We start from the raw sequence: 25,561 nt of genomic DNA on the forward strand, positions 1-25,561 counted from the left end.
CATTCGTGGTAATGGAAATAAAGTTATTTCTATTACCACGAACACAGGGTAGTGGGATGTGTATAATTCAGGATATTTTGTTGCATGCAGGGGGTATCAAATGTATCTTTCAGGGGGGTATTTTGTTGCAGTTATTCTTTTTTCATTGTTGTGGCATAGGCAGAAGGGAGCATGCCGTACGTCATTTTAAAATATTTTGTAAAGTACTTCGGGTTATTAAATCCTACTTCATAAGCCACCTCTGTTATATTCATTTCTGTTTGGGTAAGCAAATAAGCGGCGCGTTGTAAACGTACACCCCGGATAAATTCTATAGGTGGCTGTCCGGTGATGGCATAAATGCGGCGGTAAACAGATACCCTGTTCATAAATAGTTCTCTGCTGAGTTCTTCCACAGAGAAGCCTGGGTTAGAAAGATTCTTTTCCACAATTTCCAGCGCTTTCTGCATGAACTTTTCATCAGCAGATAATACGGCACCGGTAACAGCAGGAGGGGGTAGCATCATCATTTGTTTGGCTGGCGCCCTGCGTGTCAGCAGGTTACGCACCCTCGACAGCATAATCTCAAACCTCACAGGCTTTACGATATAGTCATCGGCGCCTTTTTCCAGACCGTGGAGTTGTTCTTCTTCGCCCGTCATAGCTGTTAATAATATGACAGGGATCTGCCGGGTACGGTTATCGCTTTTGATTTTTGTGCATAAGGCGATGCCATTCATCACCGGCATGTTTACATCACTCACCACCAGGTCGGGGTGAGCGGATAGCGTTTTTTGCCAGCCGGTCAATCCGTCTGGTGCTTCTATAATATGGTAATACGCCTTCATGTTTTCTTTCAGATAAAAACGGAAGTCGTCATTATCTTCTACCAGCAGGATGGTTTGCTTTTCCTCTTTCTTTGATATGGAAGGTACTTCAGGAAGTACCGATTCCTGCGGCTGTTCATATATATCCAACGGGCCCGTTTCTGTTATTTCGGCCATTGCTTCCACTTCTGGTTGTGTTGCCACCGGCAGCATTTCAAATGGCAGGTGCAAGGTAAAGCAGGTGCCTTTATTCACTTCACTGTTTACCACGATGGTGCCCTTGCAGAGTTTTACAAATTCTTTGGTAATGGCCAGCCCGATACCACTGCCCTGGTTGACAAATCCTCCGGGAGAATCGCTATGGAAAAACTGTTCGAAAATTTTTTCATGCCTCTCCGGGGGGATGCCTATACCGGTATCTGCCACTTTAATTTCCAGCAGGGCCTGGTCACCTGTGGTGCTGAAGCTGGTGAATACTTTAACGGCGCCTCCTGCCAGCGTAAACTTGAAAGCATTGGAGAGCAGGTTATAAAGAATCCGTTCTATTTTATCATGGTCAAAGCTGGTATACAATGTTTCATTGTCTGCATGAAAAAAGAACTCTACCTGTTTGCGCTCTGCCAGGTCTGTAAAAGAATATACTACCTCCCTGATAAAGCCAATGATGTCGCCGGCAGCCGGATTTAACTTCAGCTCCTGCATTTCCATCTTCCGGAAATCCATCAGCTGGTTGGCCAGGTAGAGCAGCCTTTTGGCATTACGGCGTATCAGGTATAATTTATGGCGGAAGTTATGATCATCTTCATGGGAGATCACTTCTTCCAATGGCGCCAGTATCAGGGATACCGGTGTTCTGAATTCATGACTGAGGTTCGTGAAAAGTTTGATCTTCAGCATGTCCAGTTCATGCAGCTGCCGGGCTTCTCTCCGTTCCTGCTGTAATGCAAAGCGGCGTTGTGCACGTTGTAATACAATCTTTCTCAGCAACAACAGGATGGCAGCAATGAGCAGTACATAGCATACATAGGCCAGCGGGGTTGCCCAGAAAGGAGGTAATATGCGGATGCGCAGTGATATGCCTTTCCAGGGTTGGGTGTTGTCATCGTTTACCGCTTTCAGTAACAGCGTATAGTTGCCAGGGTTGATGTTGGTATAAGTGATACGCCGCGACTTCCCATCGGTAGTTTGCCATTCTTTATTAAAACCTTCCAGTTTATAAGTATAGGTATACCTGTTTTTATCAGTGTTGGTAAAATCCAGTGCTGCAAAATCAATGGAGAAATCATTTTCATTGTGGCGCAGCACAATTTCACGTATTTCCGGCATGGCAGCCGGTAATATCACATGGTTGTTCCGTTTTTCATTTACAGCAATGGTACGATTAAACAGTTGCAGACTGGTAAATACGATAGGAGGTTCTTGTCTGATCTGTTTTACTTTAGCCGGATCCAGGATGTTGAAGCCATCTGCTCCGCCAAATAATAATTCGCCGGATTTTAGCTTGAGCGCAGCGTTTATATTAAATGCATTTCCCTGCAGGCCATCTTTTTCATCATAATTATGACAGCTGATGCTAATCGTACCTTTTGGATCGGATTGTACTATTATTTTACTTAATCCATTGGAGGTACTTGCCCAGAGATGATGATCATTATCTTCCAGCAGGGAAATAATATTATTATCGGGTAAACCATCCTGCATGCGGAAATTGATGAACTGCTGTTTCTCCGGGTTATAGGCATTCAGTCCGTCGCGGGTGCCTACCCACATGATGCCGCGGCTGTCGCAGAGCAGGGAGCTGGCGTTGTCGTTGCTCAGTTGATGAGTCTCGCGGAGGTAGTGTATATACACTCCTTTTGCTTTGTCCAGTACATCGATACCGTAGGCGGTTGATATCCAGAGATTTCCTTTTGTATCTTCTGTCAGATCGGTAATATAGTTGGAATGTACGGAGTTGGGTATGTTTACATTGTTATGGTAGAAGGTACCGGTAGAGCGGTCAAATCTGTCGAGACCGCCGCCCAGTGTGCCTATCCAGAAGTTTTGTTGTTTGTCTTTGAAAATCTTCCAGACGGTTTTATTGCTCAGGCTCTTGCTGGTGGTATCGGTACGATAATGTGTGAAGGTACCATTACGATAGTTGTCGAGGCCCCCGAAATAATATCCGATCCACAGGCTGTTATCATCGTCCACATAAAGACTTAAGATTACATAATTGCTAATGCTATTGTTGTTGAGGGGTTGATGTGTCATTCGTGTAAAGGTGTTAGCGTGCCGGTCGAAATAAATTAATCCGGCGCCATTAGAACCTATCCATATGTTGCCGTTCCGGTCTTCCGCAAAACAGTTTACATCATTATAACTCAGGCTATGTGCATCTGCATATTTATGCACATAGAGGTCAAATTTCATCATGTTTTCGGCATAGTAGCTAACCCCTCTTTTATAGGTGCCGCACCAGATAATGCCCCTATCATCCTTGTATAAAGCGTAAATGGCGTTTTCTGCCACGCTTTTTACATCTTCTTCTCTTTTCTGCAGGTAATAAATCGTAAAGTTTTCTTTGTCCAGCACATTGATGCCGCCATGGTCTGTTCCAATCCAGATCTGTCCTTTTTCATCCTGGACAATGCTGTTGACGATATCATTATTTAAAGCGCTGTTTTTTGATGATAACCGCCGTACCGCGCCATTTTTGCTATTGATATATACGACACCGAAATCACTGCCGGGCATGTATACCCACATATCCTGCTGTGCATCTGTAAACAACCGGAATGATATCGGTTTGTTATCCACGAAATGGGTAATGGCGTCTGAGTGTGTCAGCAGCTGGCTGGTGTTGATATTCAGCATATCTAATTCACCATCCAGGTAAAGCACCCCGAGACGGTTGGCGGCTGTTTTCGTAATATCGGCTACCGCTATGCCGGCATGATGGAGGATTCGGGTAACAGCCCCCTTCTTTTTTTCATTGATACGATATATGTTGCCATCCTGGTAGCCTATCCAGAAGGAGCTGTCGGCTTGCTGGGTGCAGGTAATACCTGTTACCGGAAGCCCTTTGCTTTTCAGCCAGGCGGCGGCATCTGAAAACTGTTCTTTTACAGGATCATACAGCACATCTCCATTGCGGGTGCGGATATACAGCATGTTACCCGGAGCGGCTGTAATCGCGTATACATAATCATCAGCAATAGAAGTCGGGTCGGCCGCATTATGCCGGAATATTCTGCAGGTGAAGCCATCGTACCGGTTAAGGCCACTCATGGTACCAAACCACATAAATCCGCGGCTATCTTTGAAGATGCAGTTGACCTGGTTGTTGGAAAGGCCGTTGTTTACATTCAGAGAAGAAAACTCCTGGGCATTGGCATACAACAGCAACGACATTAACAGTGAGATCAGTATAGTTCTTTTTAGCATAACGTGTCGGAGGCGATAGCATAAATATAAACATATTAGGCTGATAATATACAAGTGTATATGAGACACTTAAGCAAAAAAGCCGGTTGGCATCATGTAACCGGGAAAACCTAAGGCATACTCAAATGTTCCCCTGATTTGATTTTTCTACTTATCAGGAGCGAGGAGGCGGAAATGGAGAAGATTTCCGGCTGCTCTTTTTTGCCAAATGATAGCTTACACTATTTTTCCTGCTATTATAATGGCAACATGTAAAAAAATATGTTATTAAAAGCCTGCGAATGATAATCGCAATTTCAGTAACGATAAAATTAGATCAATATGATGCACCAGGAAATGCATATAAGGCGTAATTTTGGTATAGATCAATTTTCGTTACATTTGTACATTACACATGACCAATACATCTTATCATATAATCCGTAAAGCCTTAATCGATCAAAGAATTCGTGTCGCTCACTCCCCGCAGGAAGCCACAAAGTTGATTGATGATTTGGGTATTAGACATATTCTAATTACTGATATGGATGAAAATGTAATATCAAAATCATCAGTTAAGAAATTTGCACCCAAGAAGCAGCTCGTTGCAAAAAGAATGGGTGCTAAGAAAATGGTTGCCCCAAAAGGTACTGTTAAATAACCCCTCCCGTTATTTATTAATAAACACCAAAACTTATCGTAAGTAAATCCTCCTGCTTAATGGCTACATCAGAGTTATTATATTCTTCTGATCCCGGTTTAATTATTGGTTTTCACGGTTGTGATGAAGACATAAGAGATCGTATTGTGCTGCATCAGACTATGCTCAAATCAAGTAAGAATAAATGGGACTGGTTAGGAGAAGGAATGTATTTTTGGCAGAACAACTATGAGCGTGCTATACACTATGCAAAAAATCCACCTCCTAAAGTGAAAATTGAAAAACCGGCGGTACTTGGTGCGGTATTCAGTCTTGGTAATTGCCTGGACTTATCAGATAAACGATTCATCGATCTGATTCAACTTTCATATGAGAGCCTGAAAAGTTCTACTTTAAGTGAAGGTACATCGCTTCCGGTCAACAAAAACTCAACTGGTGATAATTACTCAACAGATAAAGTAGTTAGAACACTGGATTGTGCTGTTATAACAAACGTTCATAGCATCACAGATCAAACAGAGCAACCTGTTTTTGACACAGTAAGGGGCGTTTTTATTGAAGGTGGTCCCGTATATGATGGCGCTGGATTTAACGATAGAACTCATGTTCAAATTTGTATTAGGAATCCAAATTGTATAAAGGGATTCTTCGTGCCCAGAAAACGCCTGAAATGGCCTTAGATATTGAAGCAATGATTTTTAAAACGAGGATTATATTTTTCATGGTATAGATAGGTTGAAATGGGGGCAATTTCTACAAAGAAAACAAATAATCGAGTAACGACAACGTGCTAAAAATGAATTACCCACAAACATGTATTGTCATTATGTAGGCTCTGTCGAATCTATGCTTGACACCCGCTATACACCTATAGAAGCAGTGAAGGAGAGGTGGACTTGATGCGGGGGTGAGTTCCGGATGTATAACCCCGATGAAATTGAATCAGAAGACGGATGGAGATGAGCACTGGCCATAGCAGCGCTGCTTCAGTATCAGGCTGTAGCTGCGGAAAGAAATATACTATTGAAAGGAAGCGGGTATAAAGAGTTTATTCATCAAAATATCTCCGGGGGCAAGATCGCTTTATTCCAGTTGAATGACAGATGTAGATATGTGTGGCCAGGCAAGTTTGGGAAGCAATTTCGTCTGCTTTGGATAAGTACGTTTATGAGCATATTTGGGTACTTGTGGTGCTGCCACCGCAATAATATCGGCGGCCATATATTGGCTGTTGCCCGATGGGCCATCTTTGTACATCGCTCTTACCTGGAAAACGACTACCAGTGAACCCTGCCCGGGTACATCCAGCGAAACATTTGTTTCCTGGAAAGTGGTATCCGTATCTATCATTAGCGTCACCGTTTCGCTACCTGCCACCTGGCGTGATTTGAAATCAATACGCGTAGCGATCACTTTTACTTCCAGGGCAACAATGCCTTTATGCCCGACGATGGTTTGTGCGGGAATATTTAATATCCCATTAGGGAAAAGCCGGGGAGCCACCGTAAAAAAATGATCTACTCCGGTATGCTGATTGAAGCGGAAGCCTGTGATGGCTTCATGATGATCGCCGGCAGCAATGAGCATCTTATTCAGCCGATTGATGTGGGCGCCGTCACAGGGGATATCCAGGTTCGGGTAGAAAGCTTTACGGATAAAAGCGGCTTTCCTGCTGGCGATGCCAAAGCGCCGGGATGCGCGGCGGGTAGCAGCCGTTTGCTGCACGCTTTCAGGCATACTGCGCAGGAAGTAGTTGCCATTGCGCTTATACCCAATGAGATTGCCGAGTTTTCCCGTAAAAGAAATGACAGACATTTGTTTTGCCATGGGAGATTATTTTGATTACTATAAATATAACACAATCCGGGGAACCTGTTTTCGGGCCAGATGGAAGATTAGCTAAAGGGAGTGTATGGCGTATTGTTTAATATTCAACGAGAGTTCGGGAGGTATTTTAGAATGGCAGGGGCGTTTAGAGAATATTGAAGAAAGATATTCCCCAGCGTTTCAGTTTGATTCGTTTTTTGCTACAAAAAGTGAGCAGGAGGTAAACAAAAAATGCACTCCTGGAGTGCATTTTAGTATTGTTGCCGAACCTGGATTCGAACCAAGACAAACAGAGTCAGAGTCTGTCGTACTACCGTTATACTATTCGGCAATAGTAAATCAGGACCGCAAAAGTAGAACTTTTCTGATAAATACCAAATTTTTACCTCATTTTCTTCCAAAAAATTGCAGTAAATCCTTGATTGCCATACTTTCATCTCTCACTGAATTGCTGTTTCAGTCGCTTCTCCTATACTTGTACGCGTAGTACAACCCTGAATCAAACACCCTCATTAAGGCACAAACCATAGATCCTGCCGGTCGGATCAAATATAAAAGTTAAACTATGTTTTTATCACCCTCCCTGCCCGTTAATACGCCTGCCAACAGCTTCGGTGCCTTTATTTTCGCCGATCGCCGTAATCGCCTGCTATTGGTTATAGCCGTAGCTACAGCTGTTATCAAGATGGTTATATTCAAACATTTTTTCCCCTACCTGGATTTTACCTCTGATACCGGCTCGTATATGCAAACGGCCCTGCAAAACCTGGATCATAATATATGGCCTATCGGCTACTCCAGGTTCCTGTGGCTGTTCCACCAGGTATCGCATTCTGAAACGGCGCTGGCAGTGTTGCAGTTCACCCTGTTGGAAACAAGTGCTTTCTTCTTTTATTTCAGTATCGTATATATTTTTCACCCGGATAGCTACTTCCGGTATGGGTTCTATGCCTTTCTGCTCATTAACCCGTTATTTCCTTTTCTGAGTAACTACTTCATCTCTGATGCGGTATTCCTGTCGCTGGGGCTTACCTGGATAACGCTGCTGCTATGGATGCTGCATAAGCCCACTACTTTAATACTGGTGCTGCATGGTCTGGTGCTGGGACTGGCTTTCACGATTCGTTATAATGCCATGTTTTATCCGTTTGTGGCGCTGATCCCTATATTGTTGTCCCGGTATAAGGTGTGGCAGAAGGTAGCGGCTATTTTGCTGCCTATGGTGCTGATAGCATCTTTTGTGTTGTTTATCCGGCAGCGCTCTTATGAACATGCCGGGATACGGGAGTTTTCAGTTTTCAGCGGATGGCAGCTGATGAATAATTCCATGTACATGTTACAGTACCGGAAGCTGGATTCAACGGATGTACCACCGCAGTTCGCGGTCATGCATAAGCTGGTGTATGCCTATTGTGATAGCCTGAGGAGAAGTGAAAGAAAGAAACATGTGTTTGAAGGATCTGTATTTATGTGGGATAATATAGGACCGCAGAAGTCTATGTTGCGGAACTACTGGACAATTAATAAAGATAAGGACGCTTATACCGCCTGGGCTGCGCTGGCGCCACTGTTCAGGAGTTACGGAGCGTATATGATCAAAAAGTATCCGGCAGATTTCTTTCATTACTATTTGCGGGAAAATGCCATGCTGTATATACTCCCTGAGCCGGAGGTATTGAATGCTTATAATCGTCCTTATATGGGTTCTGACCTGAAAAATGTGAGTGCTTTTTTTAAGGATGGCAAAACGGAAAAACCAGAAAGCAGGTACAACGACCTGCAAAGCACGCTCATGGCATTATTTCCTTCGTTAATCGTTATTTGTCATTTACTGTTCCTGGAAGAAACCATTCGCTACCTGATCAGGAAAGGTATCCGCAGGTCCAGCCGGAAGTTTAATATCGCCTTGCTGCTATGCTGGACATTTATCCTTATCAATTTTGCTTTCAGCGTGCTGGCAGCGCCTATTGTGTTGCGTTACCAGGTATTATTGATTGTGCTGTTACTGGGATATACGCTGCTGCTCACAGAAATAACAGACAGGCCATCTTCCTACCATGAAGAGGCGGAGCTGGAGAAAGAGCGGGTTATGCTGGGGATATGAACGAAATGCAGCGATAAAGATTTTTCGCAGTATCTTAACCGGAGGATGCGCGGAGTCAACAAATGATTCCGGTAAAGCATCCGGTATATGATATTGTATGTCTTATGAAGAAGACAATAGCACTTATTGGGAACGCCTGAGGAACGGCGATAAACAGGCGTTGTTTGCATTGTATAACAACACTTATTCACATCTGCTGAGATTTGGATTGAAAATATGTGGCAGCGATGAACTGGTAAAAGACTGTATCACACAGCTGTTTTTACAGTTGTGGAGCCGGCACCAAAGCCTGCGCCCTGTTACCAATGTACCTGCTTATTTATTTACCGCCCTCAAAAGACAACTGCTGGACCAACTGGCCTACCAGTCCAGGATCCATGCCGCCATTCACCGGGCAACGGATAAAGAGGCGGAAAATGAACTGTCTTATGAAGAAATCATTATCCAGGTACAACAGGATGAAGAACTGAAACATCGCCTGCAGTTGGCCATGAAAGCTTTAACCCCCAGGCAGATTGAACTGGTGAGATTGAAATTCTTTGAAGGCCTGACCTATGAACAAATAGCCGCCCAAACTTCCCAAACCGTGAAAACGGCCTACAATACCATTTATGATGCCATCAAGGCACTCAGGAAAATGCTGAAATAAGCAGCTTTCCTTCTCCCGGAAAAAAAAGTTAAAAAATCCTTAGGAAAAACGACGCATTCTGCCGTCTGTATAATCAAAGGCATTACCTACATGAATTTCCAGGAGTACGAAGTCATCGATTTTGCATGTGATGAATCTTTTCAGCGCTACTGCCTGGAAGAACATGATAAGGATGTGTTGTTCTGGAAAGACTGGCTGCGCCAGCATCCTGAAAAGCAGGAAGCAGTAGCGGAAGCCCGCAGTATTGTGGCGTTGTTGTCTGCCAGGCAGGGCAACCGGTTAGAGCAACTGAAACATCTGGAAGATGGGATTGCGCGGTATGATCTGCTGCAACAGGCACTGGGCGAGGAATCCGGGCAGGATACTGCCCACAGGCGCTTTCCGCAGGTGTTAAAGTATGCCGCTGTGATAGGAGGGATGCTGCTGTTAGCCGGAGGCATAGCACTTTTTTATCAGCATAAGGTTCACCCGGAAGAAGCCGTGGTGATCAATGCCGGTAAAGAACCCCGGAAAACGGTGGTACTGTCAGATGGCTCCTCTATTGTTTTACGGGAGAATAGTACCGTACAGTTGTCTTCCGGATTTAACCGGGATAACAGGCAGCTCACCCTCACAGGGGAAGCCTTCTTCGATGTAACACAAAATGCCCGGCATCCATTTATCGTACATACTGCTGCCGTAGATATTAAAGTATTGGGCACCGTTTTTAATGTAAGTGCCTATCATCATCACCAAACTGAAACCGCTTTATTTAAAGGGAAAGTAGAAGTTACGCTGGTCAGCCATCCCGAACAGAAAATTGTATTGCAACCAAATCAGAAATTAACAACAGATATAACCAAACCTTTTGCCATAGCGCCATTGGATGCAGATCCGGTGGACCACAAAGCCAAAGAAATTGCCTGGGTAAGAAATCGCCTGGAAATCGAAAATGAACCCCTGGAAGTGATTGCAGCGAAGCTGGAGAAGTGGTACGGCATCCCGGTGGTATTTGCAGATGAAGAAGTGAAAGAATACCGTTATTCCGGCACCTTCGAAAGCGAAACAATACTCAAAGCACTGGATGCTTTGCAGTTATCTTATCCCTTTAGCTTTAAAATGCAGAACGGAAAAATTATTATCAGCAAATAAAGAATCGTACATCAGCCAAAAATAAAGAAGGGGAAGTGCTGGAACACTTCCCCGGAAAAAGGTCAGAAAATGTCGGGATTGATCATTTACTAAACCAACATCAAAGGTATGTTAAAACTTGTATTCCTGGAATGGAAGGGGAAACCTGTTCCCGCCGGCAAACTGCTGCTCACTATGAAATTGACAATCTTTCTTTTTTTGACCTGCCTTCAGGTGCAGGCTATTTGTTTTGCGCAGGAAACGATTACCCTGCAGGTAAAAGAAACAAGTATTAAACAATTGCTGAAAACACTGGAACATCAAACGGCTTACCGCTTTGTGTTTCATGATAAGACCCTACCGGAAAATAAAAAAGTGACGGTGGCCGCAAAAGATGCTACGCTCGATGCCGTGCTCACACAGGCATTTTCCGGTACCAATCTCGCCTATACGCTGAAGGAAGATGGCCTTGTAGTGGTATACGCCCAAACCACCACTGCTACAACGGTGGCGGATAATATCACCATCACCGGTACCGTCAGGGGGAGAGACAACCTGCCCCTGCCCGGTGTTACTGTAAGAGCTACTGGTACTACTGCCGGCACACTCACCAATGTGGACGGTACCTATCAACTAACGGCACCAGATAAGGTAACATCGCTGCAGTTCTCCCTGATAGGATATGTGAGCCAGGAGGTAGCGATCAACAGCCGCCGCGAAATCAATATCACACTCATTGAAGATATCAGGACACTGAACGCGGTAACGGTTACCGGTTATACGAATTATGCGAGGGATAAGTCTACCGCCGCCTCCGGCGTAGTAGGGTCGGATAAAATTACACAGGTACCCATGGGGAGCTTCGACCAGATCCTGCAGGGACGTGTACCCGGCATGGTAGTAGCCGCCGGCTCCGGACAGCCTGGCAGCAGCGCCAAAGTAACCATAAGAGGCGTAGGAACCATTAACGGTAACTCTTCCGCATTATATGTAATGGATGGTATCCCAATAGAAGCCGGTGTATTTCAGGGCATCAACCCGGAAGATATTGCCTCCGTAACAGTATTAAAAGATGCTTCTGCGAAAGCATTGTACGGATCACGCGGCTCCAACGGCGTCATCGTCATCACCACTAAAAAAGGACAGCCCGGAAAAGTAGCGATCTCCTATAAATCGCAATACGGTTTTTCCAATATGACTACGCCGAAATATGAGATGATGAATTCGAAAGAGATCCTGCAATTCCAGGAAGAAGTGGGATTGGAGACCGGTGAAAGTAATGGACCAGGTTGGGATTATTCTCCCAAAAATCCTGACTATGCTACTAAAACGCCCGCAGAGAAACAGGAAGCAGATCGTATTATTGATAGCCTGGGCAACATGAATACTAACTGGAGGAAAATTTTCCTGCAAACAGGAAAGTTCCAGGAACAACAACTGAGCGCCAGCGGAGGTAATGATAATGTAAGATTTTATAGCTCGGTGAATTACTTTGATCAGCAGGGTATTGCCAGAACATCTGCATTAAAACGTTACGCCCTGAAAAATAATGTGGATTTCAACGTGGGGAGATTAACGGCGAATATTAACATCGGTCTCGCCTATACGGAGTCGTCTTTCATTCGGAATGAAGCCTCCAGTAGCGGCGAAAACACGCTGGCAGCGGTATACTACGCTATGCCATATGAATACCCTTATGCGAAAGATGGCACCCTGATGACCCGATACAACCGCGATGAATATCCAACACTGGATCCACGCGAAGGCAGTAAAGCACTGGAAGCCATGCTGAATACTTCCAACAAGGAAAATCAGATAAAGAGTATTATCGGTACTTCCCTGAACTATGAACTGGCAAAAGGACTCATTGCAAAAACAAGACTGGGACTGGACTTCAGAGAAACAACATCTGAGGCGTATGTAAACCCGGATTCATACTCCGGCTATAAAGTAGATAATGGTGCTAAAGGTAGTTTCGATGAAGGTACCACTCGGAACTTCACACTGGTCAGCACTTCCGGCTTAACCTATGCTAAAGTAACCGATAAGCATGATTTCGAAGTATCCGGTTATTTTGAATTCACCAAAAACAACTACCGCGCTTTCGGTTATACCGGGTATGACCTGGACGGAAGATTCCCTGCTACACCGGCAGCTATCACACCAGGTTCTCCCTTTGCGCCAACCTTGAGTGGCGGCAGAACAAAAAGCGCATTGGCTTCCTACATTGCAGTAGGTCGTTATACCTTCAATGAAAAGTATACCCTGAACGCCAGCTACCGCCGTGACGGTGCTTCTACGGTGCCGGTAAATAACAGGTGGCATGGATTTTATTCCGTAGGACTTGGCTGGGAAGTGAAACGTGAAAACTTCCTGAAGGATGTTGATTTTGTAAATAACCTGCGCTTCAGGGCCAGCTATGGTACTTCTGCGAATCCGTTTTCAGGCAATGGCCCCTTTTCCTACTTCCGTACTTTTAAAACAAATCAGTATGGTGGCAACCCGGCCATTTATCCTTATCAACCTGGTAACCCGGCCTACGATTGGGAATACGCCAAAGAATTTAACGTGGGCTTTGACCTCGGCATATGGAATAATCGTATCCGTGTAGTGAGTGATGTATACAATAAAGTAACCAATAACCTGTTTGTAGATCAGCCACAGTCTATCACTTCCGGGTTTTATACGATTTCTCTCAACTCCGGTTCTATGCGTAACAGAGGAATAGAAATGGATATCCAGGGAGATGTGATCCGTCGGAAAGATTTCAGCTGGACGGTAGGTGTCAACTTCGCCTATAATAAAAATGTAGTTACGGATCTGGGGGCAGCTAACGAATTCACACAGGGACTTTCGCAGATAGTAAGAGTGGGCTTGCCATACGGTTCTCACTATGCTCCTAAATGGGCGGGCGTGGATCCTGCCAATGGTAATCCGCTTTACTATGATCGTAGTGGAAATAAAACGACCAATTATAATGAAACTGCTTTAAGCGTAGCCGAATTTGGAACTTATATACCACCGTTCACCGGAGGGTTTAATACCGGCCTCACCTGGAAAGGATTTTACGCGAATGCGCTGTTTACGTTTGCCGATAAGAGCATGCGCTATCTGAATGAAGATTACTATAATGAAAATCCTTCTTTCGCCAGTAGTAATCAATCCAAACGCATGTTGTACGACCGCTGGAAAAAACCGGGCGATAACGCCATCCTGCCAAGAATTACAGCCGGCAGGAATTACTCTTCAAAAGATATACAGGACGCTTCCTACCTGCGGTTAAGAAATGTAAGTATTGGCTACAATTTTCCAAAGGAAATCCTTGGGCACATAAAGTTTGTACAAGGCATCCAGGTATTTGCACAGGCGCAGAATCTGTACACCTGGACTAAATGGAAAAGTTTTGATCCGGAAAATAGTAATGGGGACGGTATGTTTGACTACCCCAGTGCGCGGACTTACACTTTTGGCCTGAATGTTAATTTCTAAAACAAGAAACTCATGATGATCCGTCATTTAAGATACCTGGTGTTGCTGTTGCCTTTCTTAATTCTTTCCTGCAACAAGCAACTGGACCTGCAACCTACCGACAGTATTATTGATCCGGAAAGAACCTTCCGCAATGTGGCCGACCTGAACAGTGGGCTGCTGGGAGCTTATTCGGAGTTAACATACAACACCATCTACAGCGTATCGCTGCTCACAGATGAATGTACCCTCCCGAATGAAAACAACCTGGGTAGGGGCGTGGCTTCTTACCGTTGGCAGATAGACCCGGGTAGCACCACTATCACCGGTTCTTTTGGGGAATATTATATCACCATAGACCGGGTGAACCGTGTATTGGGAGCTATGAACCGCGTTCCTGCCAAGGGGAATGATATTGCATTGAAAGACAGGTACCGCGGTGAAGCTTTAGCACTCCGCGCTTATTGCCATTTTCAATTATTACAGAGTTATGCGGAAGCATACGATCCGGCTGCCATGGGCGTACCGTTTATGGATACTTCCATCGTTAGCTTTCCTGCCCGCAACACTTTTGGTGCTGTGATGGCTGCCATAGAAAAAGACCTGCAACAGGCCAGTACATTAATTCCTGCTGATGCGAATGATAACTCCCGTATTACATTGACCGGTGTATCTGCCATTCGCGCCAGGGTAGCGTTGTACGAAAAGAAATGGGATGATGCGATTACGTACTCCACGGCAGCGATTAATGCCCTGCCACTGGCCAGTGCTGCCGATTTTCCGGGCATCTGGACAGATACCAAACAATCGGAGGTGATCTGGAAACTGAAGCAGGTAGCCAATGTGAACAGTCCTATAGGCGCTGTTTATTATGATGGAGATGTTGTTTATTATGCTCCTTCTTTTGAATTAATTAACACATTTGATAAGGCTAATGATGTCCGCTACGGCGCTTATATCCTCTTTGATGATACCCGTGGAACCGGTACTTCGGAGTATATCGTCAATAAATATTTTGGCCCCGATGGCAACGTTGGACTCACAGATATCAAGCTTTTCAGAACCGGTGAAATGTACCTGATCAGAGCAGAGGCGCTGGCAGAGAAAAGTAAAGTAGCTGATGGCGCTATCGATCTGAACGACTTACGCGCCGCACGTATCAACGGATATACGCCGCAAACCTTCAATGATAAAGATGCATTGATTGCAGCTGTTTACACCGAACGTTTTAAAGAACTGGCTTTCGAAGGGCAACGATTATTTGACCTGAGAAGACGCGGTTTATCTGTTACCAGGGAGCCGGCAGATGCGATCAACGCGCTGGGAGCAGTACTCCTGAAACCCGGTCAGAAAGGATATGTATTTCCTATTCCTGATGCAGAAACGAAAGCGAATAAAAACATGAAACAAAATCCAGGCTACTAATGAAAATAAGCACCCTTCTTCCATTCATAACAGCAACGGCTATATGTTTTAGCGCCTGTAATCAGCATACAAAACAACTCCCTGCCATACCGGGTCGTCCGGGATCTATAGGCATCATTGGCGATACCGCCGATGTTACCACACCCGTACAGGTCGGCGTAGCATTGATTGGCGGTGGCGGCAATGTGGATGGCGCTTTCCAGTGGATGATAGCACGCAGCGGTGGTGGCGATGTAGTAGTCCTCACCGCCTCCGGGAATGGTGGCTACAACCACGACATTGATTCGCTGGGGAAAGTGAATTCCGTAGAAACACTCAATATCACCAGCCGCGAGCTGGCCAACAATGATACCGTTGCTAACATTATCCGTAACGCCGAAATGTTGTTTATTGCAGGCGGCGACCAGTCGCGCTACATGAACCAATGGCGAAATACCAAAGTAAATGCGGCCATTAATTACCTGCTGCAGGAGAAGAAAGTACCGGTAGGTGGTACCAGCGCAGGCTGTGCTATCCTGAGCGGTCTTTACTACAGCGGTGAAGGCGGTAGTGCCGTTTCGGATTCTGTGCTGGCCAATCCGTACGACTCACTGGTAAAGCTATATAACAACGATTTTCTGCATGCTCCGTATTTAAAGGATGTGATCAGCGATCAGCATTACCTGAAGCGTGGCCGCGAAGGCAGACACGTTACTTTTATGAGCCGTATCATCAAAGATCATGGTATCTTTCCGAGGGGAATTGCACCGGATGAAAAAACAGCCGTTTGTATTGATGAGCAGGGGATGGCCAAAGTATTTGGCGTAAGCAAAGCCTGTTTCATTTTAACTGATAGCCTGAAAAAACCAGAACTTTGTGAAAAGGGGCAGCCGTTGCAATGGAACCATAACGGTCAGGCATTGAAGGTATATGAAATCCCGGCCAGCGCTTCCGGCAACGGTAGTTTCTCTGTAGCGGATTTTGATCCGGCCAAAGCCAGTGGTGGCACCTGGTATTGGTGGTGGGTGGAAAACGGTCACCTGAACAAGAAAGCCATTTGATTACTTCTTAATAAACGTTGATATGAAAGGTAGGTTTTGTTATTTGTTTTTCCTGGTGCTGGGTATGCATCTTTTCTCACCAGCAATGGCGCAGGAAAAATCTTCCTATGTATTGGTGATTCATGGTGGGGCAGGCACTATTCTCCAGAAGAATATGACACCGGAAAAAGAAGCCGCTTATAAAGCTTCCTTAAAACAGGCGCTGGAAACAGGATACAAGGTGCTGCAATCCGGTGGTAGCAGTTTGGATGCGGTAGAGGCTACCGTAAGAGTGCTGGAAGATGATTCTCTTTTCAATGCCGGTAAGGGCGCTGTTTTTACGCATGAAGGCCGCAACGAACTGGATGCTGCTATCATGAATGGTAAAACCAGGGCTGCGGGCGCGGTAGCAGGTGTTACCACGGTACGTAACCCGGTAAGCGCTGCCAGGGCAGTGATGGAAAAATCAGAGCACGTGATGATGGTAGGCCCCGGCGCAGAAAAATTTGCCAAAGAAGCCGGACTGGAAATAGTGGATCCTTCCTATTTCAGAACAGAGACCCGCTGGAGAGATCTGCAAAAAGCGTTGCGCGAGGATTCTATTTCCGCAGCTAAATCCAACGCCTATACGAATCCGGAGAAGCTGGGCATCAAAAACAAAGACTATAAATTTGGTACCGTAGGCGCCGTAGCGCTGGACAAACAGGGAAACCTCGCTGCAGCCACTTCTACCGGAGGTATGACAGATAAAAAATATGGCCGCATCGGCGATTCACCCATTATTGGCGCCGGCACATACGCCAATAACCAGACCGCGGCTATTTCGTGTACGGGTTGGGGTGAGTATTATATCCGTAATGTGGTAGCATATGATTTATCTGCACTCATGGAGTATAAAGGACTGAGTGTACAGCAGGCTGGTAATACTGTTATCAAAAAAGTAGGTGATATGGGCGGCGATGGCGGCCTTATTGCATTAGACAAGAAAGGTAACATGACCATGTCTTTTAATACAGAGGGTATGTACAGAGGAGCAGTTACAAAAGATGGCAAAATTGAAATCGCTATTTATAAAAATTAAATGATTTACGGATGCCGGTATATGCCGCCTGAATGGGCTGGCAAGTACTCGCATCCGTAAATATTTTACCCTTTCAGGGGCCCTTTTTCTGAGTCATCTTCTTCCGGATTTTCATCGTCTATATCCTCATCCGTAATGTCCTCTTCTTCCAGTAACTCGTCTATTTCCAGATCATCATCTTCCTCATCGAGTAGTTCATCGGAAGTGTCTGCTCCCTGCCGGGATTGCTCGTCCTGGTTGCCTTTTGGCGGCACGGGCTGTTGTTTACCCTGAATAATATCATCAGGTTGCAGATCATCATCGCGCAGCGGGCCGGGTGTGTTAGGTTGTGTTGTCATGATCAGAAGGTTTATATAAGGGGTCCAAACATCGCACCATACAAAAAGTATTGGTTGTCAGCATTTAAAGAATGCCCCGTTGCGTAAATAAATACACAGTTATAATCACATTAGGGAATACAGCGAAAAGTGATATTTTTGAGCCGTCAATTGTAAAAAACAAGACCCTACTATCCAATGAGACGATTATTATCCGTACTAACCCCGGTATGTTTATTGTTAGCCGCCTGTAATGCCAGCCACCGCGATGAGCCTTATGCCGGCAACTGGACACAGATCACCCGTATTAACAACGAATACGTGATATACGTTCCCTGCGCCCTGGACCTTAGGAAAATGAAGGTAACCGATTCTGCTATTCATGAAGTGTTGCCCATGGAGGTAAATGACTGCCCTATTGTTAATATAACTACAGCAGGCGAAGGCTACCACCTGAAAGGAAAAGAGTCCATCTACACTTTTAAGTGGGTGGATCAGAAAAAAGGGACCGCAGAATGGACGATTCAGTACTCGGCTTCTTCGCCGGAAGAGAAGGTGTTTTTTGTAAACAGTATCCACGAGAAGGATTTCAAAAAAGTGCATCAGCCCGAAAGTGATTGTAATACCAGCAGCGATGCGAGGTAGTGGCTATTTCATCAGCAGTTTAAGTACTTCTTCTTTTCGCTGCCTGGAAACAGGTACCTGGCTGCCATCTTCCATGGAAATGGCGCCACCTTCTGTTTTTATCCAGGCAGTTATTTTGCGGCTGTTAACCAGGTGCGACTGATGGGTGCGTATAAAGTGCTGGCCGGTTAAGAGGTCGTTATACTCTTTGAGTGTTTTGCACACAATTATTTTTTTTTGTCCGGAGATATATACATGCGTGTAGTTACCTGCAGCTTCGAGGCGTATAATATCTTCCGGTGCAGCAAAAATAATTTTATCTGCCAGGGGGAAGGCGATGCGGTTTTCTGCCATAGGCTTGCCTATATTGGCGATTAATTCCCGGAGCCGGTTGTTTTCCTGCTGCGGAATAATTTGTGTAATGGCTTTTCCCACAGCGCCGGATAGTTCCAGCGCATCAATAGGTTTCAACACATAGTCAATGGCACAGGCTTTTACGGCAGCAATGCCGTAATGGTCATAGGCCGTTACAAAAATCACTTCAAAGTTTCGGGGGGCCGGAAGGGATTGCAGTAACTGGAAACCAGAGCCACCAGGCATTTCAATGTCCAGGAAAATGAGTTGCGGTTCCAGTTGCTTAATGAGTTTTAATGCAGTTGCGGCGGAATTGGCTTCTCCGGTTATCTCTACTGACGGACAATATTCTGCCAGCAGTACACGGAGGTTATCCCGGCTCTTATCTTCATCGTCAACAATGATGCTTGTTATTTTCATGCAGGTTCAATTGGAATAGTTAACAATGCCGTAGTGCCGTTCCCGTTACTAATATGCAGATGAGCGGATTGTCCCGCTATGCTGAATAGCTGCAACCGTTCCCGCACCAGTTTTAATCCCATGCTTTTATGTGTACCCTTGTCAATGTCCGCCGGGTAAAACCCGTTTCCATTGTCGTGTACAGAGATCAGTAAAGTAGCATCCTTTTTTATGGTTTTGATATGCAGTGATCCGGCTTTCCCTTTAGCGGCAATACCGTGTATAATAGCGTTTTCCACCAGTGGCTGTAATACCATACCGGGTATTTCTACCAGGTCGGCGGCAATTTCTTCTGCTGTATCCATGTCAAAGGAAAAGTCAAAACGTAGCTGTTCCAGTTCACAATATAAACGAACCGTATTCAGTTCATCTATGAGTGGCAGGGTGTTTTTTTCTGCATTATGCAATACACTTCTCAATAGCAGCGAAAATTTTACGAGGTAGGTATTGGCTGCTTTGTATTGAGCAGTATTAATCAGCGATTGAATAGAGTTAAGTGCATTGAAAATAAAGTGTGGATTCATCTGGGAACGGATGGCCTTTACTTCCAGCTCGCGGATGGCGGTTTTCATGGCTTCCGCTGCTTTGATGTTACGTATGCGTACCCGGTAAATCCATATGCCGGCTAAAGTTGTCAATAGGATGGAGCCGAAGCTCCATCCTATGATGTTCATCATATTTGATTGTTGTGTGGTGGAGAAGCGGGGCATTTTTGCCGCGGCTTCGATGGCGTTCTGCAGTTCCTTCCATACATTATTTGAGGTGGGAATGTGGTCATCCACTATTCTTCCCCACTGGTCCAGTACAACCACGTTACTTTGGTTGCTATTGCTTAGTCCGTATACCGCATATTTATCAGCGCCCTTATCTTGCAGTTCAATACAGGTAACATTGGGATACGCGCTGAGCTTATCTGCTCTTTCCAGGTTGGAGAAGGACTCTTTTATCCATGCAAATACAAATGTTACTTCCGGATGACCCTTTATAATGCTCACCAGCACCGTATCCTGATAGTAAGCGCCATCTTCAAATATCACACAGGTAGTTTTGCCTGCCTTTGTGTCTATCTCATAGGTTTTGCCATTGGCCAGTGGCAGCCTGGAGAAAGGTAAGCGGTTGCCCGGCGCCCAGCGTTCCATCAGTTGCCAGTCTTTTATGATCGGGACTGTTAAGCTGCTGTCATCGCAGTTGTGGATAAAGTCTTCGAAGTAAGGCTTCAGCCGCCGGTTGGCAGTCCAGCTTTTTTTCATCAGTTCCTCATGGATCCCTTTGGCCAGCTTAAAATACAGTGGATAGCCTTTTAGCGTAGATAGCAGGGCAAAGTAATCACTGTAAAAGGAAAATGTTTCCATACCGCCGCCCGCAGATATGCCGATGCGTGCTTTTTGATAAATGAGGAACCAGTCGAAATAATACTTGTAGAAGTAGTTGCCGGGATAGGGGTTCATAAGCACCGGCATATTATCGATGCCACTGGTGATTATTTCCGGTATCTGCTGAAATGGCCTGAGGGAGCTATCTACCTGGAAGTTATGTGTATAAAGGAAAATCAACCAGTCATCCGCAATACGATATTTCCAGGCGGTTTTATAGTAGTCAAGGCTGACGGGTGTCGCCTTTCCTTCATACGATTTCAGTATGGTATTGAATTTAGCACTGGCTGTTTCCTGCGTTGTAAAGACTTCCGTTAATCTTTGAGACCAGCTCATATTACTGAGACCATTGTTATTAATGTCGAAGACACTGGAAATATCGTCGGCCAGTTTGCAGCTCCAGGCGGCATTACCGGTTAGGCTCATAGGTAAGGAAGTATCAGCCGCTGCATGAATAATCAGTGTATCTCCCGGCATTAAAAAGAGTGCAGTGGTATTTTTTTCTGTGAAAAAGTAACCTGTTTCGGGTTTGGTTAACAGCAAGGAGCAGGAGAATTCCCCCCGGTCGTTTACCGGAACATGGAAGGTACTATCGCCTATCTGAATGGAGGCTTCCTGGTTGCGTGCCTGCTTCAGGATACCTTTTACCAATACATTGCCATTCACCGGAAAAGAGGCCGCAATGAGCAGGTGTGAATATGGCCCGGTATTTCCCGGAATCCGAAGTGGTGCGCCATTTTCCGGACTCCGGTGGTCCAGCACTTCCTGTACCATTGTCCGGAGCTCTTCCACTTGCATGGGCGAATAGGTGGAGGTAGCATATATACCCACCCGCGTTTGTGGGCTATAGTCGGCCAGCGTCACTGGTACAGGAGGCTGTTTTTTATCTGCTTCCAGCGACACAATTTTTCCAGCCGCGTTGATTTCCAGTTGGAAGGTGCCTTTAGGAGGCTTTTTATCCAGCCCCTGTTGATAAGCAGGATAATAACTGTCAGATCCCATCCAGCTATTAGCAGCTCGCTGGGGTTTATTGAAAATAATCCTTTCCTGGGTGATGCTATATTGCTGGTTTCCGTTGGGTAATTGCCGCTGCAGACGGTACCGCAATACATACCGTTCGGTAAACAGCATGAATGGTTCCTGTTTGGCATAAGGGCCATTTTCTGTGCCCAACGTTGTCTGTATATCGAACCAGTCGCCCGGTTCCAATGCAAAATACCCCGGCTTATCCTGCGCCGGCAACAGGTAGGGCAGGCATAACAGCAATAGTAAATAAACTGTTCTTTTCATGATACAATAATTTTATTGTACCAAAGCTATCTGTATCAGAAGCCCGGTTTCTATTCACCTAGCAGATGGTAAGGCTGACTGAATATCCTGTGAATATATAACCGAAATAGGTATACACATAACTTTTATAAAAACGCTGCTGCTGATGATAGCTTCCATAAATGTTTTATTTTTATAAATATGAGCCAACAATTAGTCAATTCAATAAAATACCTGATCCGGTTGACTGAGGAAGAAGAATTGCTTTTACCAACGCTTTTCAACCGGGTAACCTTAAAAAAGAATGAATACTTCCTGCAGGAAGGAAAAGTGTCCGGCCACGTGGCCTTTATAGAAAAAGGACTGGCGGGATATGTAATGACCCACAACGGGGAGGATGTTCATTTTTACTTTTCCCGCGAAAATGAATGGGTAGGTAACTACGAAAGCTTTCTTTCCCGGCAGCCCTCTACTAAAAGCATCATTGCACTGGAACCTTCTGTATTGTGGACGATTTCTAAGGAGAACCTGCAAAAAGTGTTTGATACAGTAAAAGAAGGTGACCGTATGGGCAGACTGATCATAGAAGACGTTTTTGTGAAGTCGTCAAAACAACTCACTTCTTTGTATACCGGTACACCGGAAGAACGCTATCACGAGTTCTTTGAGTTGTTCCAGGATATCCAGCACCGTGTTCCACAATATATGATCGCCTCTTTTATTGGTGTAAAGCCACAATCCCTGAGCAGAATCCGGAGCCGGATGGCAAATAAGCATTAGTTAACCCAGGTGAACGAAATTGTATTTTCAGAAGCGGAAATTTGTGTTATAAAATCATCGCATATGACACGTTTCAATTTCTTTAAGTACCTGACTATTGTATCCGGTTTAACACTGGTTTTTATTGGCTGCAGATTCCTGTTACAACCGGAAGGGGCAGAGGCTGGATTTGGACTGCATTTCAATGAAAACGGAGATTATTCTTTCCACTACATAAAAGGTATCCGCGACCTGTTTACAGGTACCGTGATCACTTTGCTGGCTGCGTTAAATATGCGGAAGGCGCTGATGATCGTATTGCTGTCCGGTATTTTTATTCCGATTGTAGATATGACCCTGGTGCTGCAGGCTACTCATGGCAACGTGATGACCGCTATGCCGCATATTACCGCTATCGTTTTAACAGCTTTGGCTGCAGTAGGTATCTATTTTTCAGAACGCCCGGTCAGCACAAAGCAGCTGCCTTTACCGGCATAAATCAACGACAGCCGGTGTTCATCAGTGGACACCGGTTGTTATTCGTTTACCGGCTGGCTTTTACGGAATATATCTCCCCAGGTTTTAATATAGTCGGGAGATAAGGTCGCGGACTTCTTAGCTATGAATACGGCATGAAAAGACTTTGTCCCTTGTACAATATAGTATAGCTGGGATTCATGGGAGGGATCACCTGCATCATCCGGTGATTCTATTTTGAACAGGGCCCGGCGGCGGCCAGGCAGATTCTCTTTACTCAGCAAGGTGACTTTTGCTTTGGCCGATTTTCGGATGGCCGCATCCGTGAAGCTTTTGATGGCCTGGTCGATGTTGTTGATCTTCACATTTTCCATGGTCATGGCGTAAATCATCTGACTCCACTTTTCAGGTGTTTCATCATCCGGTAAGTATTGCCGGGTCACGAAATGATCTACTTCCGTATCGGATATCAGCTTCCATTTTGAGGCGCCGGGAAATGCTATTTTAAGCCGTTCTTTTCGCATGGCCCTACCGGTTTGTAATGAATTCCCAATCTGGTGAAACAAGGGCGCATAAACGGCTGAAAACGCCGATAGTGTAGTAGCGCTCAGCAGGTAGGCTTTTTGATCGCTATAGGCGATGAACAGGGTGGCAAAAAAGGTATCCGGTAAATTTGGCTCCATATGTATTTCATCCAGCCATACGGTACGCTTACCATTGCTGATGATACTGCCGGAGTCCAGGAGTTTAAAGAAAGGGTTATGACTGGTGTAGTTGAGCAGTTTTTTTACAATGTTATCTACATTGGATGCAGGCTCTCCGAGGATGCTCACATTGAAGTTTTCCGGCGCTTTCTGGCTGCTGTCGCCGAAAGTCCGCTGCGCCACAAATTTAATGGCAGGTGCTTTGTTGTTTTTCCAGATGGTCCATCCCTTGGGTACTCCCACCGCAAAATTATGTAGGGTATCTCTGTAGTTAACTAATTCCTGTCCGTTGGAAAAGAAAGGAAGTAATAGAAAACACCAGGTTAGTATTGGTTTCATTCCAGGCTATTTATCCACAAATAAACATCTTTTTTCAGACCCGGCCTGCACTAAAAGTGACTGGCGCATAGTGCAATGCCACCGGAAAACTACCTTAAAATAAAAACAGCCGCCTCCAGGTGAGGCGGCTGCTTTATGTGGGTTAACACATACGGATGTATATGAAGGCAAGTATTTATACACGATCATCTTTCGGATACCTGGGTGCATAAAACCGGTCCTGGTTAAATTGCTCATGGTCGTAAAAATCACTATTGGTATTATTGATGCCCGGAACTACAAATACATTCCGGATATCCTGTTCGGTCTCGGGTGTAACGATCACCCCTTTTTCGTAAAATGGTAAAGCAGTAATATGAGTGGAGGATATTTCCGGCAGTAATACCGTATCATTTTTTTCATGAAGCACTGCTATTCCTATTGGAAACAATACTTTGCGATCTGTTAATCCTACGTTGTTGCCTTTGAGGTTAATTACGAGATAACGTACCCGCCTTGATTGCGGGTTAAACAGCAGATCTTCGACTCTCCCCAGCTTATGTCCCTGCAGGTCTTCCACATCCCAGCGTCTGATATCTGGTTGTCCTTTCACTATTTCAAAGTTGCTGCCGCTTAATTCTTCCAAACGATTATTTTCAGTAATAGACATGGCAATAAATTTTTGTGATGATGAAATCAATATTACTTACCAGGGAAGGCCACTATTTCCACACTCCGGTTCTGCTGTCTGCCTGCTGCGTTATTATTATCAGCCAATGGTTTTGTTTCGCCCAGTGAATGCACAGAAATTTTATTTTCTGCTACATCTCCATGCTGTATAAGCCAGATTTTTACGGCTGCTGCACGTTCTGCCGCCAGCTGTGAATTATGATCGGAGCTGCCTTTTGCATCTGCGTGTCCATATACACCTATCTGTGCATGCGGGAAACGCTTGTTAAGAGATGCGGCTATCTGTTTTAACTGGCTGTCTGCGTCGCCTTCCAGTGTACTCTTGTCTGTGGCGAAAAGAATATTTTCTCCCAGACTATATATGGTATACTGGTCATTACTTCTTACTACAATTCCTTTGCCGGTTACTTCCTCATATTGCGTATCCGGAGCATTGAAGTTAACATTGTTCCAGTCAGGGTCGGCTACCACTATAGGTTTGCTGGTACTTGCAATGGTGTCGGTAGTAGCAATCACAGATTGATCTTTATTATTGCTGCGCATGAGGAAGAAAAGAATTACGGCAACGATTAGTAATCCTATTATCAACCATATCCACATGGAACTTTTTTTCCTGGGTTGAACTTCTAAGTGTGCCATATAAATGTAATTAGGGTTTGTGT

20 protein-coding genes and 1 tRNA gene are annotated in these 25,561 nt (G+C 45.0%); 12 read left to right on the top strand and 9 right to left on the bottom strand.

Features of this window, described 5'->3' with window-relative positions; translation table 11 throughout:
* Positions 1-131 precede the first annotated feature (131 nt).
* Positions 132-4,232, bottom strand: a complete 4,101-nt coding sequence (locus AC1DCV_RS02105; protein ID WP_477021614.1) for a hybrid sensor histidine kinase/response regulator transcription factor — start codon at positions 4,230-4,232, stop codon at positions 132-134.
* Between the two features lie 394 nt (positions 4,233-4,626).
* Between AC1DCV_RS02105 and AC1DCV_RS02110 the strand changes: the two genes are divergently transcribed.
* Complete coding sequence (locus tag AC1DCV_RS02110) at positions 4,627-4,872, top strand: hypothetical protein (RefSeq protein ID WP_477021615.1); 246 nt, start codon at positions 4,627-4,629, stop codon at positions 4,870-4,872.
* A 59-nt stretch (positions 4,873-4,931) separates the two neighbouring features.
* The gene (locus tag AC1DCV_RS02115) at positions 4,932-5,552 is read left to right on the top strand and encodes a hypothetical protein (RefSeq protein ID WP_477021616.1); all 621 of its coding nucleotides are present in this window, start codon (positions 4,932-4,934) and stop codon (positions 5,550-5,552) included.
* Positions 5,553-5,955: 403 nt separating this feature from the next.
* Here AC1DCV_RS02115 and AC1DCV_RS02120 read toward each other — a convergent pair whose 3' ends face one another.
* Entirely contained in the window at positions 5,956-6,699 is a 744-nt protein-coding gene (locus AC1DCV_RS02120; protein ID WP_477021617.1) for a hypothetical protein, read from the bottom strand.
* 260 nt (positions 6,700-6,959) lie between these two features.
* A tRNA-Gln gene (locus tag AC1DCV_RS02125) sits at positions 6,960-7,030 on the bottom strand.
* 234 nt (positions 7,031-7,264) lie between these two features.
* On the opposite strand from AC1DCV_RS02125, the gene AC1DCV_RS02130 reads away from it, so the two are divergent.
* The 7 genes from AC1DCV_RS02130 to AC1DCV_RS02160 all read left to right on the top strand — a co-directional run bounded on the left by AC1DCV_RS02130 (position 7,265) and on the right by AC1DCV_RS02160 (position 17,555).
* On the top strand, positions 7,265-8,803 hold the full coding sequence (locus AC1DCV_RS02130) for a hypothetical protein (RefSeq protein ID WP_477021618.1): 1,539 nt from the start codon (positions 7,265-7,267) through the stop codon (positions 8,801-8,803).
* A gap of 97 nt (positions 8,804-8,900) precedes the next feature.
* Entirely contained in the window at positions 8,901-9,452 is a 552-nt protein-coding gene (locus tag AC1DCV_RS02135; protein WP_477021619.1) for an RNA polymerase sigma factor, read from the top strand.
* 90 nt (positions 9,453-9,542) lie between these two features.
* The gene (locus AC1DCV_RS02140) at positions 9,543-10,583 is read left to right on the top strand and encodes a FecR family protein (RefSeq protein ID WP_477021620.1); all 1,041 of its coding nucleotides are present in this window, start codon (positions 9,543-9,545) and stop codon (positions 10,581-10,583) included.
* A 108-nt stretch (positions 10,584-10,691) separates the two neighbouring features.
* Complete coding sequence (locus AC1DCV_RS02145; protein ID WP_477021621.1) at positions 10,692-14,051, top strand: TonB-dependent receptor; 3,360 nt, start codon at positions 10,692-10,694, stop codon at positions 14,049-14,051.
* Positions 14,052-14,063: 12 nt separating this feature from the next.
* Positions 14,064-15,455: a RagB/SusD family nutrient uptake outer membrane protein gene (locus AC1DCV_RS02150; RefSeq protein WP_477021622.1), complete on the top strand. Its 1,392-nt coding sequence runs from the start codon at positions 14,064-14,066 to the stop codon at positions 15,453-15,455.
* Positions 15,455-16,495, top strand: a complete 1,041-nt coding sequence (locus AC1DCV_RS02155) for a cyanophycinase (RefSeq protein WP_477021623.1) — start codon at positions 15,455-15,457, stop codon at positions 16,493-16,495. The genes AC1DCV_RS02150 and AC1DCV_RS02155 overlap by 1 nt, the downstream gene beginning before the upstream one ends.
* A gap of 22 nt (positions 16,496-16,517) precedes the next feature.
* Positions 16,518-17,555, top strand: coding sequence for an isoaspartyl peptidase/L-asparaginase family protein (locus AC1DCV_RS02160; protein WP_477021624.1), 1,038 nt, complete (start codon positions 16,518-16,520; stop codon positions 17,553-17,555).
* Between the two features lie 65 nt (positions 17,556-17,620).
* Here AC1DCV_RS02160 and AC1DCV_RS02165 read toward each other — a convergent pair whose 3' ends face one another.
* Positions 17,621-17,893, bottom strand: coding sequence for a hypothetical protein (locus tag AC1DCV_RS02165; protein WP_477021625.1), 273 nt, complete (start codon positions 17,891-17,893; stop codon positions 17,621-17,623).
* A gap of 177 nt (positions 17,894-18,070) precedes the next feature.
* Here AC1DCV_RS02165 and AC1DCV_RS02170 point away from each other — a divergent pair, with 177 nt between their 5' ends.
* On the top strand, positions 18,071-18,517 hold the full coding sequence (locus AC1DCV_RS02170; protein ID WP_477021626.1) for a hypothetical protein: 447 nt from the start codon (positions 18,071-18,073) through the stop codon (positions 18,515-18,517).
* 3 nt (positions 18,518-18,520) lie between these two features.
* On the opposite strand, the gene AC1DCV_RS02175 is transcribed toward AC1DCV_RS02170, so the two are convergent.
* Both AC1DCV_RS02175 and AC1DCV_RS02180 read right to left on the bottom strand, forming a co-directional pair.
* Complete coding sequence (locus AC1DCV_RS02175; RefSeq protein ID WP_477021627.1) at positions 18,521-19,270, bottom strand: LytR/AlgR family response regulator transcription factor; 750 nt, start codon at positions 19,268-19,270, stop codon at positions 18,521-18,523.
* Positions 19,267-21,972 (bottom strand): sensor histidine kinase, encoded by a 2,706-nt coding sequence (locus AC1DCV_RS02180; protein ID WP_477021628.1) that lies wholly within the window; start codon positions 21,970-21,972, stop codon positions 19,267-19,269. The genes AC1DCV_RS02175 and AC1DCV_RS02180 overlap by 4 nt, the downstream gene beginning before the upstream one ends.
* Before the next feature lie 180 nt (positions 21,973-22,152).
* On the opposite strand from AC1DCV_RS02180, the gene AC1DCV_RS02185 reads away from it, so the two are divergent.
* Positions 22,153-22,731, top strand: coding sequence for a Crp/Fnr family transcriptional regulator (locus tag AC1DCV_RS02185; protein WP_477021629.1), 579 nt, complete (start codon positions 22,153-22,155; stop codon positions 22,729-22,731).
* Between the two features lie 63 nt (positions 22,732-22,794).
* Positions 22,795-23,208, top strand: a complete 414-nt coding sequence (locus AC1DCV_RS02190; RefSeq protein WP_477021630.1) for a DUF4267 domain-containing protein — start codon at positions 22,795-22,797, stop codon at positions 23,206-23,208.
* Positions 23,209-23,246: 38 nt separating this feature from the next.
* Here the strand turns inward: AC1DCV_RS02190 and AC1DCV_RS02195 are convergent, their stop codons facing one another.
* From AC1DCV_RS02195 to AC1DCV_RS02205, 3 genes are all read right to left on the bottom strand, one after another.
* Positions 23,247-24,230 (bottom strand): hypothetical protein, encoded by a 984-nt coding sequence (locus tag AC1DCV_RS02195; RefSeq protein WP_477021631.1) that lies wholly within the window; start codon positions 24,228-24,230, stop codon positions 23,247-23,249.
* 175 nt (positions 24,231-24,405) lie between these two features.
* Complete coding sequence (locus AC1DCV_RS02200; RefSeq protein WP_477021632.1) at positions 24,406-24,879, bottom strand: PRC-barrel domain-containing protein; 474 nt, start codon at positions 24,877-24,879, stop codon at positions 24,406-24,408.
* Between the two features lie 32 nt (positions 24,880-24,911).
* Positions 24,912-25,538, bottom strand: a complete 627-nt coding sequence (locus tag AC1DCV_RS02205) for an OmpA family protein (protein ID WP_477021633.1) — start codon at positions 25,536-25,538, stop codon at positions 24,912-24,914.
* Positions 25,539-25,561 lie beyond the last annotated feature (23 nt).

It is taken from the genome of Chitinophaga sp. 10T418, from assembly GCF_056394125.1.

What these genes read in the sequence shown, in the direction of transcription:
- AC1DCV_RS02105 (WP_477021614.1), bottom strand. Translation starts at nt 4,232, where the DNA reads ATGCTAAAAAGAACTATACTGATCTCACTGTTAATGTCGTTGCTGTTG.
- AC1DCV_RS02110 (WP_477021615.1), top strand. Translation starts at nt 4,627, where the DNA reads ATGACCAATACATCTTATCATATAATCCGTAAAGCCTTAATCGATCAA.
- AC1DCV_RS02115 (WP_477021616.1), top strand. Translation starts at nt 4,932, where the DNA reads ATGGCTACATCAGAGTTATTATATTCTTCTGATCCCGGTTTAATTATT.
- AC1DCV_RS02120 (WP_477021617.1), bottom strand. Translation starts at nt 6,699, where the DNA reads ATGGCAAAACAAATGTCTGTCATTTCTTTTACGGGAAAACTCGGCAAT.
- AC1DCV_RS02130 (WP_477021618.1), top strand. Translation starts at nt 7,265, where the DNA reads ATGTTTTTATCACCCTCCCTGCCCGTTAATACGCCTGCCAACAGCTTC.
- AC1DCV_RS02135 (WP_477021619.1), top strand. Translation starts at nt 8,901, where the DNA reads ATGTCTTATGAAGAAGACAATAGCACTTATTGGGAACGCCTGAGGAAC.
- AC1DCV_RS02140 (WP_477021620.1), top strand. Translation starts at nt 9,543, where the DNA reads ATGAATTTCCAGGAGTACGAAGTCATCGATTTTGCATGTGATGAATCT.
- AC1DCV_RS02145 (WP_477021621.1), top strand. Translation starts at nt 10,692, where the DNA reads ATGTTAAAACTTGTATTCCTGGAATGGAAGGGGAAACCTGTTCCCGCC.
- AC1DCV_RS02150 (WP_477021622.1), top strand. Translation starts at nt 14,064, where the DNA reads ATGATGATCCGTCATTTAAGATACCTGGTGTTGCTGTTGCCTTTCTTA.
- AC1DCV_RS02155 (WP_477021623.1), top strand. Translation starts at nt 15,455, where the DNA reads ATGAAAATAAGCACCCTTCTTCCATTCATAACAGCAACGGCTATATGT.
- AC1DCV_RS02160 (WP_477021624.1), top strand. Translation starts at nt 16,518, where the DNA reads ATGAAAGGTAGGTTTTGTTATTTGTTTTTCCTGGTGCTGGGTATGCAT.
- AC1DCV_RS02165 (WP_477021625.1), bottom strand. Translation starts at nt 17,893, where the DNA reads ATGACAACACAACCTAACACACCCGGCCCGCTGCGCGATGATGATCTG.
- AC1DCV_RS02170 (WP_477021626.1), top strand. Translation starts at nt 18,071, where the DNA reads ATGAGACGATTATTATCCGTACTAACCCCGGTATGTTTATTGTTAGCC.
- AC1DCV_RS02175 (WP_477021627.1), bottom strand. Translation starts at nt 19,270, where the DNA reads ATGAAAATAACAAGCATCATTGTTGACGATGAAGATAAGAGCCGGGAT.
- AC1DCV_RS02180 (WP_477021628.1), bottom strand. Translation starts at nt 21,972, where the DNA reads ATGAAAAGAACAGTTTATTTACTATTGCTGTTATGCCTGCCCTACCTG.
- AC1DCV_RS02185 (WP_477021629.1), top strand. Translation starts at nt 22,153, where the DNA reads ATGAGCCAACAATTAGTCAATTCAATAAAATACCTGATCCGGTTGACT.
- AC1DCV_RS02190 (WP_477021630.1), top strand. Translation starts at nt 22,795, where the DNA reads ATGACACGTTTCAATTTCTTTAAGTACCTGACTATTGTATCCGGTTTA.
- AC1DCV_RS02195 (WP_477021631.1), bottom strand. Translation starts at nt 24,230, where the DNA reads ATGAAACCAATACTAACCTGGTGTTTTCTATTACTTCCTTTCTTTTCC.
- AC1DCV_RS02200 (WP_477021632.1), bottom strand. Translation starts at nt 24,879, where the DNA reads ATGTCTATTACTGAAAATAATCGTTTGGAAGAATTAAGCGGCAGCAAC.
- AC1DCV_RS02205 (WP_477021633.1), bottom strand. Translation starts at nt 25,538, where the DNA reads ATGGCACACTTAGAAGTTCAACCCAGGAAAAAAAGTTCCATGTGGATA.